13 protein-coding genes are annotated in these 16,164 nt (G+C 67.7%); 5 read left to right on the forward strand and 8 right to left on the reverse strand.

What is annotated here, in order from left to right:
• Positions 1-17 precede the first annotated feature (17 nt).
• Entirely contained in the window at positions 18-740 is a 723-nt protein-coding gene (locus tag HF886_RS11725; RefSeq protein ID WP_169620656.1) for a hypothetical protein, read from the reverse strand.
• A gap of 50 nt (positions 741-790) precedes the next feature.
• Between HF886_RS11725 and HF886_RS11730 the strand changes: the two genes are divergently transcribed.
• On the forward strand, positions 791-1,054 hold the full coding sequence (locus HF886_RS11730) for a hypothetical protein (RefSeq protein WP_169620655.1): 264 nt from the start codon (positions 791-793) through the stop codon (positions 1,052-1,054).
• Between the two features lie 4 nt (positions 1,055-1,058).
• Here the strand turns inward: HF886_RS11730 and HF886_RS11735 are convergent, their stop codons facing one another.
• Positions 1,059-2,321, reverse strand: coding sequence for an aminotransferase class III-fold pyridoxal phosphate-dependent enzyme (locus HF886_RS11735; RefSeq protein ID WP_169652382.1), 1,263 nt, complete (start codon positions 2,319-2,321; stop codon positions 1,059-1,061).
• A gap of 137 nt (positions 2,322-2,458) precedes the next feature.
• Here HF886_RS11735 and hrpA point away from each other — a divergent pair, with 137 nt between their 5' ends.
• A complete protein-coding gene (hrpA, locus tag HF886_RS11740; protein ID WP_169652383.1) occupies positions 2,459-6,352 on the forward strand; it encodes an ATP-dependent RNA helicase HrpA in 3,894 nt (1,297 codons plus the stop codon).
• Between the two features lie 21 nt (positions 6,353-6,373).
• On the opposite strand, the gene nrdR is transcribed toward hrpA, so the two are convergent.
• Complete coding sequence (nrdR, locus tag HF886_RS11745) at positions 6,374-6,844, reverse strand: transcriptional regulator NrdR (protein WP_169620652.1); 471 nt, start codon at positions 6,842-6,844, stop codon at positions 6,374-6,376.
• Positions 6,845-7,041: 197 nt separating this feature from the next.
• Positions 7,042-7,440: a hypothetical protein gene (locus HF886_RS11750; RefSeq protein ID WP_240955074.1), complete on the reverse strand. Its 399-nt coding sequence runs from the start codon at positions 7,438-7,440 to the stop codon at positions 7,042-7,044.
• A 382-nt stretch (positions 7,441-7,822) separates the two neighbouring features.
• Here HF886_RS11750 and lexA point away from each other — a divergent pair, with 382 nt between their 5' ends.
• Positions 7,823-8,545 (forward strand): transcriptional repressor LexA, encoded by a 723-nt coding sequence (gene lexA, locus HF886_RS11755; protein ID WP_169652384.1) that lies wholly within the window; start codon positions 7,823-7,825, stop codon positions 8,543-8,545.
• Between the two features lie 99 nt (positions 8,546-8,644).
• Here lexA and HF886_RS11760 read toward each other — a convergent pair whose 3' ends face one another.
• The 4 genes from HF886_RS11760 to ptsP form a co-directional block, all read right to left on the reverse strand.
• Positions 8,645-9,787, reverse strand: coding sequence for an acyl-CoA dehydrogenase family protein (locus tag HF886_RS11760; RefSeq protein ID WP_169652385.1), 1,143 nt, complete (start codon positions 9,785-9,787; stop codon positions 8,645-8,647).
• A gap of 103 nt (positions 9,788-9,890) precedes the next feature.
• Complete coding sequence (locus HF886_RS11765) at positions 9,891-11,141, reverse strand: solute carrier family 23 protein (RefSeq protein ID WP_169652463.1); 1,251 nt, start codon at positions 11,139-11,141, stop codon at positions 9,891-9,893.
• Positions 11,142-11,346: 205 nt separating this feature from the next.
• Complete coding sequence (locus HF886_RS11770) at positions 11,347-12,405, reverse strand: DUF2776 family protein (RefSeq protein WP_206038725.1); 1,059 nt, start codon at positions 12,403-12,405, stop codon at positions 11,347-11,349.
• A gap of 211 nt (positions 12,406-12,616) precedes the next feature.
• Positions 12,617-14,284 (reverse strand): phosphoenolpyruvate--protein phosphotransferase, encoded by a 1,668-nt coding sequence (ptsP, locus tag HF886_RS11775; RefSeq protein ID WP_169652386.1) that lies wholly within the window; start codon positions 14,282-14,284, stop codon positions 12,617-12,619.
• Between the two features lie 112 nt (positions 14,285-14,396).
• Between ptsP and HF886_RS11780 the strand changes: the two genes are divergently transcribed.
• Positions 14,397-15,164 (forward strand): DeoR/GlpR family DNA-binding transcription regulator, encoded by a 768-nt coding sequence (locus HF886_RS11780; RefSeq protein WP_169652387.1) that lies wholly within the window; start codon positions 14,397-14,399, stop codon positions 15,162-15,164.
• Positions 15,161-16,162: a 1-phosphofructokinase gene (gene pfkB / locus HF886_RS11785; protein ID WP_169620647.1), complete on the forward strand. Its 1,002-nt coding sequence runs from the start codon at positions 15,161-15,163 to the stop codon at positions 16,160-16,162. Before HF886_RS11780 ends, pfkB begins: the two co-directional genes overlap by 4 nt.
• The last annotated feature ends 2 nt before the right edge of the window (positions 16,163-16,164 follow it).

The raw sequence follows: 16,164 nt of genomic DNA on the forward strand, positions 1-16,164 counted from the left end.
CGTCCCCGGTGCCGCGGTCATTCGGGAGGCGCAGCGCTCGCGGTGCCGCCGAGCGCCCGCCCCGTGGCGAGATCCTCGTCGTCGAGCAGAACCTCGATCTCGCCGCCGAAGTCCACGCCGGGCGCGAGGGGAAGCCGGTCCCCACTCCAGAACCGGCCCGGGTCGTACCAGTTGCTGCCGCGCCGCCGTTGCTCGAGCAGCCCCATTTCTTCCATCGTCACCGCCACCACCTCTGCGCAGTAAGCACTTTCGAGACCGCCTCCCCCGGGCACCCGGTCTCGTGCCGTCTTCCGGCTCAGCGGGAGCCGGCCGGCGAACCAGCGGCCCGTCAGCTTGGCGGTGGACGGGAACGGAGTGCCGTCGAGCCGGGCGACCGTTCGGAGCAACTGGTCCTCCTGCTCGGTGCTCACCGGCACGGAGATCTGCCGCAGCCATGCACGCTGCCCGTAGCGGGCGCTCCAGACCTGCACCGCACTGCGCAGGTCGTGCAACTGCACGCCGCGCTGGTGGCGGCCGGTCCACATGTCGGGCAAGGTTTTCCCGAGTTCCGCGTGCCACATCAACGGCGGCAGGTCGTCGAGCACGACCGCCATCCCGACGTGATTGACCGGAGCGTTGGTGAGGGCTTGGATCGCGCGATCCGCACCGCTGCTGCCGCGGAAGATCCAGAGATCGCCGGTGCGGGCGATGGACACCGCGTCGTCGAGGGTGATCTGCGACCGAGCCGGGTACGTGGGCATACCCGACAGCCTTCCACGCCGCGCGTGCGCACGACGCTAGGGTCGGGGGCATGGCACTTCGCGGCAGACAGTGGTGGAAGCTTCTCGGCTTGGCCGGAGTCGTGGGCGTCGCCGCGACCGGAGCGGTGACTCTGCGTGCGGAACGCAAGCGCCGCAGTTACACCCCCGACGAGGTGCGCTCTCGCCTGCACGAACGGTATGCGCGGGCCGTCGCGCAGCAGGACGGCCGCGGCGACCTCCCGCTCACCCAGGTCCCCGCGGGCGCACCGGCCCGGATCCGCCGTGTGCTTCGGCGGATCCGGGATCGCGGCTGAGCGGTCAGCCCAGCGCTGCGGCGAATCCGTCCGCGAGGTCGCGGACCTGCTCGTCGGTCATGACGAACGACGGCGAGATCTGCAACGCGCCCTGTCCTGCCGCCCGCCCCGAGATGCCGTGCGCACGGAGCTGTTTCACGACTTCCGGCGCCTCTGCCGGGTCGGTGAGCTGCACCGCTGCGACGGCTCCCAGTCCGCTGCGGACCTCCGCGACGCGAGGATGGTCGGCGAGCGGAGCCAGGGTCTCGTGCAGCGTCTTCTCGAGGCGCGCCGACTCGGCGAGCAGATTCTCGCGCTCGAGGATGTCGAGGTTCGCCAGAGCGGCCGCAGCGGCGGCGGCGTGGCCGCCGTACGTGTAGCCGTGACGCCACCACACGCCGCCCGCAAAGAAGGGCTCGGCCACCCGGGGAGCGATGAACACCGCACCCATCGGAAGGTAACCGGACGTCAGTCCCTTCGCGGTCGTGACCATGTCCGGCTGCAGATCGAACCGGGAGGAGGCGAACCACGAGCCACCGATCCGGCCGAAGCCGGTGACGACCTCGTCGACGACGAACAGGATGTCGTGCTCACGGCAGATGTCGCGGATCTCGGCGAGGTAGCCGTCCGGCGGCAGGTACACCCCGCCCGCGCCGATGATCGGCTCGCAGAAGAACGCCGCGATCGTGTCGGCACCGACCTTCTCGATCAGCGCGAGCAGCGCTTTCGCGTCGTCCCAGGTCACTGTCGCGGTGTCGTCCCACAGCCGGCCGTATCCGTCGCCGTTGACCGGGATACCCGCCAGCGAGGTGCCGCCGACGTGCATGCCGTGGTAGGCCTTCTCGCGTCCGACGAGCAGCGTCTTCGTGGGTTTGCCGACCTCCTGCCAATAGCGTCGCGCCAGTTTCGCGGCCGTGTCCACCGAATCGGAGCCGCCGGAGGTGAAGAAGATCTTGCTGCCCGGAACCGGAGCGATCGTCGCGAGGCGTTCGGCGAGTTCGACGGTCGGCTCGGAGGTCAGGTCACCGAAGTTCGAGTAGTGGGCCAGCTTCCCGATCTGGTCCGCGACAGCCGTCGCGATCTCGGTGCGCCCGTGCCCGACGTTGGTGAACCACAACCCTGCCGTCGCATCCAGGTAGCGGGTGCCCGCGTCGTCCCAGATGTAGGCGCCCTCACCACGGGCCACGACGAATGCGCCGTCACGCTCGACCACGCCCATATCGGCAAATCCGTGCCACAACGCGCCCACGACCAACTCCTGTCCACGACCAAGATTGTCGCCGGTCATCGTATGCGGCGACCTCGGTCGGGGCGCACACGCCCCGGCCCGGCACCGTGTTCCCTCGAGCCGGTCCCCGGTTTCCGGTTCGACGCAGGCCTCCGCGAGCCCCGGGCCCGGGCGTTTCGCTAGGCTGTGTACTCAGCATGTCCATCTCCCCTGCCCCGAACCGCCGCGACCTGAAGTCGGCGCTCGCCGACGTGTCGCTCCGCGACGAACACCGCCTCCGCCGCCGTCTCGACCGCGCACGTGGCGAGGACGCACTCGCCGGCATCGCCGCCGAGATCGAGCGCGCCCGCGGGCGTCTCGCCGACCGTGCCGCCGCGGTCCCGGCGATCACGTATCCCGAGGACCTGCCCGTTTCCCAGCGCAAGGACGACATCGCCGCGGCGATCCGCGATCACCAGGTCGTGGTGGTCGCAGGTGAGACGGGATCGGGGAAAACCACCCAGATTCCCAAGATCTGTCTCGAGCTCGGTCGCGGGGTTCGCGGTCTCGTCGGCCACACCCAGCCACGCCGGATCGCAGCCCGTGCGGTGGCCGAGCGGCTCGCCGAGGAACTCGGCTCGGAAGTGGGCGACACCGTCGGCTACACCGTGCGCTTCACCGATGAGGTGTCCGGGTCGACACTCGTCAAACTGATGACCGACGGCATTCTGCTTGCCGAGATCCAGCGTGACCGCATGCTGCGCCAGTACGACACCCTCATCATCGACGAGGCGCACGAACGCAGCCTCAACATCGATTTCCTGCTGGGCTATCTCCGCCAGTTGCTGCCGCGACGGCCCGACCTGAAGGTGATCATCACCTCGGCCACCATCGATCCCGAACGTTTCGCCCGGCATTTCGCCGATGCGGACGGAACACCGGCGCCGATCGTCGAGGTGTCCGGGCGGACCTATCCGGTGGAGGTGCGCTACCGGCCGCTCACCGTGGAGATCGGTGACCAGCTCGTCGACCGAGACCCCGTCGACGCGGTGTGCGAGGCGGTCGAGGAACTCCAGTCGGCCGGTGACGGCGACATCCTGGTCTTCCTCTCCGGCGAACGCGAGATCCGGGATACCGCGGACGCGCTGCACGACCGCAAACTCCGCAACACCGAGATCCTGCCGTTGTACGGCAGGCTCTCCGCCGCCGAGCAACACCGCGTGTTCTCCTCCCACACCGGCCGCCGGGTAGTCCTGTCGACCAACGTCGCGGAGACGTCGCTGACGGTGCCGGGTATCCGCTACGTCGTCGATCCGGGTACAGCGCGCATCTCCCGTTATTCGGTGCGCACCAAGGTGCAGCGTCTCCCGATCGAGGAGATTTCCCAGGCCTCCGCTCGCCAGCGCGCTGGCCGATGCGGACGTGTCGCCGACGGAATCTGTATCCGGCTCTACTCGGAAGACGATTTCGAGGGCCGCCCCGAGTTCACCGAGCCGGAGATCCTCCGCACGAACCTGGCGTCGGTCGTGTTGCAGATGACCGCACTCGGTCTCGGAGACATCGGTTCGTTCCCCTTCGTCGAACCACCCGACCCGCGTGCGATCCGCGACGGCATCGCGCTGCTCGAGGAACTCGGAGCGCTCGAACCGGCCAAGGCCGGGGAATCGCCGCGGCTGACCGCAACAGGACGTGAGATCGCCCGGCTTCCGGTGGATCCGCGCATGGCCCGGATGATCGTCGAGGGCCATCGCAACGGATGTCTGCGCGAGATTCTCATCATCGTCTCGGCGCTGTCGATCCAGGACGTACGGGAGCGACCCTCGGAGTTCCAGCAGGCGGCCGACGAGAAGCACGCCCGCTTCGCCGTGGAGGGCTCGGATTTCCTCGCCTTCCTACGCCTGTGGGATTACCTGAAAGAGCAACGGAAAGAGCTGTCCTCCAGCCGATTCCGGAGAATGTGCCGCGACGAATTCCTGCATTGGCTGCGCATCCGTGAATGGCAGGATCTGCAAGGGCAACTGCGCCAGATCACCGTCTCGCTCGGCTGGGAGACACATCACCGGCCCGTGAGCGACGAGGCGATCCACCGCTCGCTCCTCGCCGGCCTGCTCTCGCACGTCGGCCTCCGCGAAGGCGACAAGCGCGATTACCTGGGCGCCCGCGGTGCGCACTTCGCGATCTTCCCCGGCTCGTCCCTGTTCAAGAAACCCCCGCGCTGGGTGATGGCCGCAGAACTGGTGGAAACGTCGCGGCTGTGGGCACGGATGGTCGCGCGCGTCGAACCGGAATGGGTCGAGAAACTCGCTCCGCATCTGATCAAGCGGACGTACTCCGAGCCGCACTGGTCCATCAAGCACGAGTCCGCGATGGCGTACGAGCGCGTCACCCTCTACGGCATTCCCCTCGTCGCCCAACGGCCCGTGCAGTACGGACGGATCGATCCCGAGGTCTCGCGTGAGTTGTTCATCCGCCACGCACTCGTCCAGGGCGAGTGGCGGACGCGCCACAAATTCTTCCACGCCAACCGGGCACTGCTCGAGGACGTCGAAGAACTCGAGCACCGCGCGCGCCGGCGCGACATCGTCGTCGACGACGACACGCTCTTCGAGTTCTACGACGAGCGGGTCGGTCCGGACGTCGTCTCCGCCCGGCACTTCGACACGTGGTGGAAGAAAACCCGGCACTCCCAGCCCGACCTGCTGACGTTCACCCCTGAAACCGTCGTCAACCAGGATGCCGCCGCGGTCCTCGAAGGGGACTACCCCGACGCCTGGCGTCAAGGGGAGATGCAGTTCCCGCTCACCTACCAATTCGAGCCGGGCACCGAGAACGACGGTGTGACAGCACGGATTCCGGTCGCACTGCTCGCCAACGTCCGCCCGGTCGGCTTCGACTGGCTCGTTCCCGGGATGCGGCAGGACCTCGTCACAGCACTGATCAAGACTCTGCCGAAACCTCTTCGGCGGCAGGTTGTTCCCGCGCCCGACTATGCGGCCGCAGTGCTCGCGTCGGTGACTCCCCGTTCCGAACCGCTCGTCAATGCGGTCGCGCGTGAATGCTCCCGGCTCGGCAACTGCCGTATCGAACCGGGCGACTTCGACCTTGCGGCTCTCCCCGACCACCTCCGCATGACTTTTGCGGCGGTGGACGAGAAGGGCACGGTTCTGGCGCGCAGCAAGAGCCTGACCGAACTTCGGGCCCGACTGTCCACCAGGGTCGATGCCGAGGTATCCCGGGCCGCGTCGGGCACCGAACGCGCGCCCGCAGTGGTCTGGACCGCGGAGACCCTCGGCACGCTCGAGCCGACCGTCACCCGCAGTGTCGGAGGCCAGCAGGTCACCGGTTACCCGGCGCTCGTGGCGGAGGGTTCGGGTGTGGCCGTCCGAGTCCTGAGCACCGCGTCGGCCCAGGCTGCCGCGACCCGACTCGGACTGCGGACGCTGCTCCTCGCGACCGCACCGACGAAATCGAAGGCCATCACCTCCGGCCTCACCAACGCCGAACGCCTCGCCCTCGGCCGCAACCCCGACGGTTCGTTCGACGCGCTCGTCGAGGACTGCCGGGCGTGTGCAGTGGACGAGATGATCGCTGCGCACGGCACCCCGGTACGCACACCGGCGGAGTTCGAAGAACTGGCGAAAACGGTTCGTAGCCGTCTTCCCGGTGCGGTCGCCCGTCTGCTCCGCGCAGTGGTCCCGGTCCTCTCGGGCGCACACGAGGTCGGCGTCGCACTCGAGCGGGTCCGCGGTGAGGCCGCGGACGACGTACGAGAACAGTTGTCCTCACTGGTTTTCCCCGGATTCGTGACCGACCTGGGTTCGCGCCGCCTCGCGGAACTGCCCCGGTATCTGGCGGCAGCGGTGCAGCGCCTCGATGCGCTGCCCGGTGGTTCCCCACGCGACGCGCAGGGCATGGACGTCCTGGACCGCGTGTACTCCGCGTACGACCGGTTGCTGGCACGGCTTCCCGAAGGACGCCGAACGGCGCCCGACGTCGTCGATATCTACTGGATGATCGAAGAGTTGCGCGTGAGCCTGTTCGCGCAGGGACTGGGTACCCGAATCCCGGTGTCCGAGAAGCGGGTCCTCAAAGCGATCGACGCCGTCCGCTGAGCGGAAGCGCAGACCCCGCGCTCAGTCGGCGTCGGGGACGCGCTCGGTCTGGTGCTGACGAAGTTCCGTGATCTCGCGCTCGAAATCCTCTGCCGAACTGAAGGACCGATACACCGACGCGAAGCGCAGGTAAGCGACCTCGTCGAGATCGCGCAACGGGCCGAGGATCGCCAGTCCGACCTCGTGACTGGGCACCTCGGGTGAGCCTTTGGCACGGATCGTGTCTTCGACCTGCTGAGCCAGTTTGTTGAGCGCATCGTTGTCGACGTCGCGCCCCTGACATGCGCGGGCGACACCTCGGACGACCTTCTCGCGGCTGAAGGGTTCGGTGACCCCGCTGCGCTTGACCACCGACAGAACGGCGGTCTCGACGGTGGTGAAACGGCGGCCGCATTCGGGGCATGCCCGGCGGCGACGGATCGCGGCACCCTCGTCTGCCTCGCGCGAATCGACCACCCGAGAATCGGGATGGCGGCAATACGGGCAGTGCATGTGGGTTCCTTCGTCGCTGCCGTGAGGGCCGCGACGCCGGCGTGGGACCGATGCCGTCCTGGCGGAATCGCTGCCACCCTCGGGTGCAGTGATGCCGACGCGACCACACGGGGTGGTGTGACTGACAGTCCACGACAATACCCGCATGTCCGGTTCGGCCGGGTGCGGCGGGTCGACAGACGGCGTCGCCACCGGAATCACCCCCGGTCCGGCGCGGGCACCAGGAGTCGATGGCCCGAGGTCAGGGCCCCCGCGTCGAGGTCGTTCATCTCCGCGATCCGCGCGAGCGTGACATCGACCGGAGCGTCCGGATCGACCCGCACAGCCAGCGCAGCAGGCGTCTCCCCGTCGCGTACCTCCGTCACGACCGCCGAGCCCGCGCCCGCCGTCACCTGGCTCGTCCGAACGTGCGCGACCGTGAGCAGCGCGGCGGTGGCGAGCGCGCTGGCCAGCACAACGGCAATCATCTGCCGCCACGTGACGCCGTCGGACACCGCTCGCTGCGACGGACGCGCCGCCACGATCCGGGTGCGCCGGAAGAGCGGATCCACCTGGGGCGCACGACCGGACCGGACACGCTCGTCTCCCGCCCACAAGGCACCGGCACCTCCTGGTGTCGCGCGGGACACCAGCCGTGACGGCTGTCGCGTGCCGTTCCGTGCCGGCCGTCGCGTACGAGGATGCGCCGGCGGCACCACACCCCCCGCTCGACTGTGCGCCGCATTCCGCCGAACCGCTGTTGCACCCATCGGAACCTCCGTGTGCGTTCGCCGTGTCGATCGTACGTTCGATACCGTAAGGGTATTCGATCATCCGTTCGAACGAAAGTCTGTTCGAATTTCTATCACAGGGGCGCGACGGACGTCACCCGTTCGCCGCATGAATCTCGAACAGGTGTTTGATATACGCGGGCGATGTCGATAGATTCGGTAGGTAACACCAATCGCATCCGACACTCGACCCACGGAGGTCACGACCATGGCGGACGGCAACTCCGCGGCAGGCCGGAGCCGGAAGGCGGCCGACGACACGACACCCGGCCTCACCGAGCGCCAGCGCCGCGTCCTCGAGGTGATCCGGGACTCGCTCACGGTTCGCGGGTATCCCCCCAGCATCCGGGAGATCGGCGACGCCGTCGGGCTCAACTCCACTTCCTCGGTGGCGCACCAGTTGCGCACACTCGAGCGCAAGGGATTCCTGCGGCGTGACGCAAACCGTCCGCGGGCCGTCGACATCCGCGGACTCGACGACAACGGCTCGGTGACGTCTACGGAGACCGGCTCCGCCACCACGATCGTCGCGACCTCCGACCCGGATCTCATGGCCTCGGCCGCGATGGTGCCGGTGGTCGGGCGGATCGCCGCCGGCGGCCCCATCCTCGCAGAGGAGTCGGTGGAAGACATCTTCCCGCTCCCCCGCGAACTCGTCGGACAGGGTTCGCTGTTCCTGCTCAAGGTCGTGGGTCAGTCCATGGTCGACGCGGCGATCTGCGACGGGGACTGGGTGGTCGTGCGGCAGCAGAACGTCGCCGACAACGGCGACATCGTCGCGGCCATGCTCGACGGTGAAGCCACCGTCAAGACCTTCAAGCGCGTGAAGAACGACGTGTGGCTCATGCCGCACAATCCCATGTTCGAGCCCATTCCGGGCAACGACGCCGTCATTCTCGGCAAGGTCGTCACGGTCATCCGCAAGATCTGAGCGTCTGTTCCCGGACACGACGAGGCCGGGGTGCCGTCCGCGTAGTGCGGGGCACCCCGGCCTCTTCCGATCCGGTCACCGGGCGAGCCGGTACGAAGGTCAGATCTCGAGTCCGCGCCCGATGACTTCCTTCATGATCTCGTTCGTTCCGCCATAGATCTTCTGCACGCGCGCGTCGAGGTAGGCGCGTGCCACGGGGTACTCACGCATGTAGCCGTAACCACCGTGCAACTGCAGGCAGCGATCGATGAGCTCGACCTGCTTGTCGGTGGTCCAGTACTTCGCCATCGCGGCTTCCTGCACGGTGAGCGTGCCGGCATTGAGTTCCTCGATGCACTTGTCGACGAAGACACGCGCGAGCTTCGTTTCCGTCGCCAGTTCGGCGAGTTCGAAGCGGGTGTGCTGGAACTTGCCGATCGGCTTGCCGAAGGCCTTGCGGTCGCGGCAGTACTGGATCGTGTCCTCGAGGACCTTCTCCATCGCCGCAGCAGCGACGACGGCGATCGACAGACGTTCCTGGGGAAGGTTCTGCATCAGGTAGATGAAGCCCAGTCCCTCTTCGCCGAGGAGGTTGGCCGCCGGCACCCGCACGTCGGTGAAGTGCAGTTCCGCGGTGTCCTGGGCAGCGAGGCCGATCTTGTCGAGGTTGCGTCCCCGCTCGAAGCCGGGCATGCCACGCTCGACGACGAGCAGCGAGAACCCCTGCGCGCCCTTGTCGGGGTCGGTGCAGGCCACGACGATCACCAGGTCGGCGTTGATGCCGTTCGTGATGAAGGTCTTCGAGCCGTTGAGCACCCAGTCGTCGCCGTCGCGTACCGCGCGGGTCTTGATGCCCTGCAGGTCACTACCGGTGCCCGGCTCGGTCATCGCGATCGCGGTGATGATCTCGCCGGAACAGAAGCCCGGCAGCCAGCGCTTCTTCTGCTCGTCGTTGGTGAGCGCGAGGAGGTACGGCGCCACCACGTCGTTGTGCAACATGAAGCCGACGCCGCTGAAGCCGCCTCGCGTGGTCTCCTCGGTGAGGACGGTGTTGTAGCGGAAGTCGTCCACCCCGCCGCCGCCGAATTCCTCCGGCACGGCCATGCCGAGGAAGCCCTGCTCGCCGGCCTTCTTCCACACCTCACGGTCGACGATCTTGTCCTTCTCCCACTGCTCGTGGAAGGGGGCCACCTCCTGTTCGAGGAACTTCCGGTACGACTCCCGGAAGAGTTCGTGCTCGGGCTCGAAAAGGGTGCGTTGCATCTGCGCTCCTGTGTGTGACGGCTTTCGACACCCCAACCGTATGCACGGAAATGTGTGGTGACGCTGACAGGAGCGAGCGAGTTTTGTGACCGCGCACGCACCCTCAGCGACGAAGGTCACTCAATCGCCGAAGGATCGGGTACGCGATGAGGATGCCGATCGAACCCCAGGCGATGCCCCCGAGCTCCACCGAACCGACGGACAGAGTGAGGTCACCGATACCCGCGACCAGCGCCGCCGCGGCGACGGTGAGATTCACCGGGTCGGTGAAGTCGACCTTGGCGTCCATCCAGATCCGCACGCCCAGAAGGCCGATCAGGCCGTAGAGGACGAGTGTTGCGCCGCCGAGCACGCCGTCGGGCACGGTGAAGACGAGTGCGCCGAACTTCGGCGAGAAGGCCAGGACCACGGCGGTCACCGCCGCGACCCAGTAGGCCGCGGTCGAGTAGACACGAGTGGCAGCCATGACACCGATGTTCTCGGCATACGTCGTGGTTCCGGATCCGCCGCCGGCACCGGCGAGGGTGGTGGCAAGTCCGTCGGCCAGCAGCGCATTGCCTGCCACGTCGTCGAGGTTCTTACCCGTCATGGCGGCTACCGCCTTGACGTGCCCGACGTTCTCGGCGACCAGGACGATGACCACGGGAAGCGTCAGCAGGATCACGGAGAGTTCGAACGTCGGCCCCCGCAACTCGGGCAGCCCGAACCATGCAGCCTCGCGCATGGCGTCGACCCGCTCGGATGCGAGCGATCCGGTCAACGCGGCGAAGATCCACCCGACGACGACGCCGACCAGAATGCCCAGTCGCCCGAGCATGCCCGGTCCTACCACGGTGACGAGAAGGATCACGACCAGTGTCACGAAGGCGATCAGCGGCTGCGCTTCGAACGAACCTGCCGCTGTGGGGGCGAGATTGAGGCCGATGAGTGCCACCACCGCGCCGGTGACCACCGGCGGCATGACCGCGTCGATGACGTGGGCGCCGAGCGCTTTGACGAGCAGGCCGATCAATGCGAGCACGACGCCGGCGACCAGGATGCCGCCGAGTTGAGCGGCGGGACCCGAACCGGCGGATGCGGTGAGCGGCGCGATGAACGCGAACGACGACCCGAGGTAGCTGGGCACCCTCCCGCGGGTGAGTATCAGGAACAACGCGGTGCCGATACCGGAGAAGAGCAGCGTCGTGGTCACCGGGAAGCCGGTGATGGTGGGGACGAGCAGCGTCGCTCCGAACATCGCGATGACGTGCTGCATCCCGATGCCGATGGTTCGCGGCCACGACAGCCGCTCGTGCGGTGCGACGACCGCACCCTTGTCGATGTGGCGTCCGTCGCCGTGCAGCGACCATCCCAGACCGCCGAAGCGTCGGCGCTCGGTGCCGCTCTCGCGGTCTCGCTCGGTCCCGTCCACTCGTTCGGTCCCGTTTTCTCGCTCGGTCCCGTTCTCTCGCTCGGTCCCGTCCTCTTGTACGTTCACGAAACGCAATGTTAAGGCTCCGCGCCCCCTGCCGCCCAGGTCGCCCCACCCGAGGTCAGCGAAGCGGGCGACGCAGTGCGAATCAATCCCCGGATGAGGTGCCACTCTCCAAGATGCTGACGATGGAATAGAGCGAGAAGCAGATCGCGCCGAGCCCCACCAGCACCCGGGCGGCGATGAACACACTCTCGTCGTCGACGGCTGCCTGGAAGACGAATGCGGCCAGGAAGAGACACGTCAGCGCCGTCACGACCGGCAACAGCGGAACCCTGTTGGCGAGTTCGAACGTTCGGCGCCAGACGAGGGCGAGCAGGCCGACCTTGCTCAGAATGCTGAAACAGACGAGCCCCAGCCCGACCATTACGAAGCCCGGCGTCCGATAGTAGTCCGGCCCGTTCCACGCGAGCAGAACGATGCCCCAGACGAAAGCGATCGTCCCCGCCGCGATCACGAGCCAGGGCCAGATGATCCGGTGCCGAGGGCGGTAGGTGTCCTGGATCTGCCGCACGATGCTCACGACCAGCCCGATCAGCGCCGTACAGATCAGTGCCAGTCCTGCGACGACGTGCCCCACGGTGAAACGCGCGGGCGTCGTCCCGAGTACCAGGTTGGTGATCGCAAAGGCCCAGGCCACGATCGCAAGTACCACGGGAATCAGGCACAGCACCAGCGCGGTGGTCGGAGAGAAGGCCGTTTCCGGAGGCTCTCTGTCCCCCTCCGGCTCCGGTAGCTGTGAATTCTGCGGGATGAGCGAGAATTTCGTCGACGCGGTGGCAACGGTCGCGACACACCCACTGATCAGTCCGAGTCCGAACACCACGTGACCCGCCACATAGTCCGGGCTCTCCCCCGCACTCGATGCTCCGAGGAAGAGTGAGATGCCGTACGCGGCGGTTCCGATCGCCGCCGCGTATCCGAGCACCGGATAGAGGATCCGGTCGGTCTCGTTGAACCGGCCGATCAACTGGCGGATGATGGTCGCCGCAGTGCAGAACAGGCAGAGGCAGATCGCCCCGAGGAATGTCACCACCCTGCCCGCGACAAAGTTTGCCGGGTCGTCTGCCGCTGTCCAGACGTAGATGCCGAAGCCGAGACACAGCGCCATCATCATCAGCGGGATGGCCCGGAAAAGAACACTCACCCAATAGTTCACGAAGATCACGACCTCTTGTGTCGGGCACGTCGACCTAGCGTTCACATGAGGACCGTCGACCACCTACCGGTGGAGTGCCGGTCGGGTGCATATCGGGCCCGTTCTTGAAGTAGATCACGCTGCCGCAGCGCCTATGGCGCGTTCGGAGGCTCGAGATCAACGGGCCCGTTTTCGGGAGTCGGCGGATACGGCGGTCAGGTCACTCCAGGATCCGGGTCGCCGCCGATCGCGCGGACATCGCATCACCGGACGCGAGCACCGCCTCGGCTGCCTCCCGGCAGCGGTCCATCGTCACCGTCGCCAGCCTGGCGCCCACCGGCGCGACCGCGGACGCCGCACAGGACAGCGACGTCACACCCATGCCGGCCAGGACACAGGCGAGAAGCGGGTCTGCTCCCGCCTCTCCGCAGACGCCGACAGGTTTGCCCACTGCTGCCCCGGCCCGGGCCGTGTGCGCTACGAGGGTCAGAACTGCCGGCTGCCAGGCTGTGGTGAGGGCAGCGAGCTGCGAGGACATCCGGTCCGCCGCCATCGTGTACTGGGCCAGGTCGTTGGTGCCGATCGAGAGAAAGTCGACGTGTTCGAGCAGCCGGTCGGCAAGTAGAGCGGCAGAAGGGATTTCGACCATGACACCCGGGGAGAGGTTGCGTTCCCGGACCAGTGCTGCGAACTCCGCGGCTTCGTCGATCGTCGCGATCATCGGAGCCATCACCCATGGGGACGCACCGGTCCGGATGGCGGCGTCGGCGACGGCGTCGAGCTGGCGTTCGAGAATGCCCGGTGCGGCCGACGTGATCCTGATGCCGCGAACACCGAGAGCCGGGTTCGACTCCTCGGGGTGGTTCGCGAAGCGCAACGGTTTGTCGGAGCCGGCGTCGAGGGTGCGGACGACGACCTTGCGTCCGGCATACGCGTCGAACACCTCCCCGTAGATGTCGGCCTGTTCGGTCACCGTGGGCTCGGTTTCCCGGTCGAGGAAACACAATTCGGTGCGGAACAGGCCGATACCCTGCGCGGGAGTCTCGCGTGCGGCTCGTGCGCCTGCCCCGTCCTGCACGTTGGCGAGGATGTCGACGGGGTGACCGTCGGCGGTGGCGCCCGGTCCGGTCCATGCAGCGGTGCGCTCGCGCTCGGCGCGGTCGCGGCTCACCGCCTCGTCGGCCTCGTCCCGATTCGGTTCGATCACGATCCGCCCGGTGGCACCGTCTACGAGGACCGGCGTCCCGGGCGGGATGTCGTCGAGGCCGGTAGCCGCAACGACACACGGGATGCCGAGTTGGCGCGCGATGATCGCGGTGTGGCTGGTCGGGCCTCCGAGAGTGGTCGCGATGGCGACCACGAGTGCGGGATCGAGGCCTGCGGTATCGGCCGGGGCCAGGTCGTCGGCGAACAGCACCGAGGGCACGTCCGGGGTTTCGAGGCCGGGCTCGGGGAGGCCCTGCAGTTCGGAAATCACACGGTCGCGCACGTCGAACAGGTCGGTGACACGTTCCGCCTGAAGACCGCCCATCTTCTCGAACACGGCAGCGAACTGTTCGGTGGCCGCGGTGGCAGCGGAGACGGCATCGGACCCGGAACGGATGCGGGTGGCGGCAGCACCCTTCCACGCGCGGTCCTCGGCGAGCATGGCGGTCGCGGCGAGCACCTCGGACGCGGCGCCGGACGCCCGGGACGAACGGACACGGAGACGTTCCGCGACATCGGCGACCGCACTTTCGAACCGGCCCACCTCCGCTTCCCGGGCCGTGTCCGGAATCGACACGGGATCCGGTGACACGATCGGCCGCGGAGCAGGACGGATGACCGGGCCGAAGCCGATGCCCGGAACAACCGGCGTTCCGGACAGGACGCGTGCGGTGTTGCCCATGGATACCTCCTCGCAGGGATCAATGTGATCGAGATTACTCCGAACCCTTGACATGTCAACACAGACGGGCGTAAAACAACATAAAGCAACAGAAAACCTCGAAGGAGTGTGGGTGTACGCGGAGGAACGCCAACAGGCGATAGCGGACCTGATCGGTCACAGAGGACGCATGTCCGTGGCCGCGCTCGCCGATCGGTACGGCGTCACCACCGAAACCGTGCGACGGGACCTCGCACTGCTCGAACGACTCGGCCACGTGCGCCGGGTCCACGGCGGCGCAGTTCCCTTCGCGGCACTCACGGTCACCGAACCCGCACTGGCGGACCGGGAACACTCGCGGGCTGACCAGAAGAACCGGATCGCCGCCGCAGCGGCCGCATTCCTCCCGTCCTCCGGCGGAAGCGTCGTCTTCGACGCCGGCACCACGACCGGCAGGATGGTCTCGGCCCTGCCCACCGACACCGAACTCACCATCGCGACCAATTCCGTACCCATCGCCGCCCGCCTCGCAGCACTCCCCTCCGTGCAACTTCACCTGATCGGCGGACGCGTGCGGGGCGTCACGCAAGCCGCGGTGGGACCGGACGCCGTGCAGTTCCTCGAGATCCTGCATGTCGACGTGGCGTTCGTCGGAACCAACGCGCTCACCGTCGAACACGGGCTGAGCACGCCCGATGCGGACGAAGCCGCGGTCAAACGGTCCATCGTCCGCTGCGCGGAACGCGTTGTGGTGGTGACAGATTCATCGAAGGTCGGACGCCGGAATCTTCTCCGTTTCGCGCCCATTTCCGCCGTCGATGTCCTCGTCACCGACAGCGACATCGAGGAAACGGACCACAAGCAACTCGCCGAACTCGGAATCGAGGTGGTGATCGCGTGATCGTCACATTGACTGCCAATCCCAGCCTGGATCGCACCGTCGGACTCAACGGCGCGCTCGTGCGCGGTGCGGTTCTCCGCACCACCGGAACGACGGTCGACCCGGGAGGGAAGGGCATCAACGTCGCCCGCGTCCTGCGCCGTGCCGGACGCGACGTGGTCGCGGTTCTTCCCGCCGATCCCGGTGATCCGCTGCTGACCGCTCTCGACGAGCGCGCGGTGCCGTACCGGGCTGTCGCCACCTCCGGGCCGGCCCGCAACAACATCACGATCGCCGAACCGGACGGCACCACCACCAAGATCAACGAACCGGGGAACACGTGCACGGGTCGCACCCTCGGCGAACTCCACACGGCTCTGCTCGACTCCGCGCGCGACGCGTCCTGGACGGTCCTGTGCGGTTCGCTGCCACCCGGCATCCCCGACATCTGGTACGCCGACCTGGTCACGGCACTGCGAAGCCTGGGATGCCGCATCGCGGTAGACACCTCGGAAGCCCCGCTGCTCGCGCTCGCGGAACAGTTTCCCGCAGCCGCGCCGGATCTGATCAAGCCCAACTCCGACGAACTCGCCCAGCTCACCGGCGCCGACGCGGCCACGTTGGAGGCGCGCGCCGCAGTCGGTGATGTCGGCCCGGTCGTCGACGCCGGCCGGGTTCTGGTCGAGCGGGGCGTCGGAGCAGTTCTCGCGACGCTCGGGGCGGCAGGCGCAGTCCTCGTCACCTCCGACGGTGCGTGGCACGCATCGACGGCCCCGGCGACGGTGCGCAGCACCGTGGGCGCCGGGGACTCGTCCCTGGCCGGCTACCTCGTCGCAGAGCGTGCCGGGCACGGAAGCGCGGACTGCCTGCGGTACGCGGTCGCGTACGGCAGCGCCGCCGTCGAATTGCCCGGCACCGAACTTCCCGGACCCGAATCCGTCGATCCGAACGCCGTGCGCATCACCGGCCTTCAAGACCGTCCGGAGCCACCCACCCGCGCTCTCCCCTCACACCCGTAAGG

Origin of the sequence: Rhodococcus sp. 105337, assembly GCF_012844225.1 — a bacterium.
Lineage (GTDB): Bacteria > Actinomycetota > Actinomycetes > Mycobacteriales > Mycobacteriaceae > Rhodococcus.

What these genes read in the sequence shown, in the direction of transcription:
- hrpA (WP_169652383.1), top strand. Translation starts at nt 2,459, where the DNA reads ATGTCCATCTCCCCTGCCCCGAACCGCCGCGACCTGAAGTCGGCGCTC.
- HF886_RS11760 (WP_169652385.1), bottom strand. Translation starts at nt 9,787, where the DNA reads ATGCAACGCACCCTTTTCGAGCCCGAGCACGAACTCTTCCGGGAGTCG.
- ptsP (WP_169652386.1), bottom strand. Translation starts at nt 14,284, where the DNA reads ATGGGCAACACCGCACGCGTCCTGTCCGGAACGCCGGTTGTTCCGGGC.
- HF886_RS11725 (WP_169620656.1), bottom strand. Translation starts at nt 740, where the DNA reads ATGCCCACGTACCCGGCTCGGTCGCAGATCACCCTCGACGACGCGGTG.
- lexA (WP_169652384.1), top strand. Translation starts at nt 7,823, where the DNA reads ATGGCGGACGGCAACTCCGCGGCAGGCCGGAGCCGGAAGGCGGCCGAC.
- HF886_RS11735 (WP_169652382.1), bottom strand. Translation starts at nt 2,321, where the DNA reads ATGACCGGCGACAATCTTGGTCGTGGACAGGAGTTGGTCGTGGGCGCG.
- nrdR (WP_169620652.1), bottom strand. Translation starts at nt 6,844, where the DNA reads ATGCACTGCCCGTATTGCCGCCATCCCGATTCTCGGGTGGTCGATTCG.
- HF886_RS11730 (WP_169620655.1), top strand. Translation starts at nt 791, where the DNA reads ATGGCACTTCGCGGCAGACAGTGGTGGAAGCTTCTCGGCTTGGCCGGA.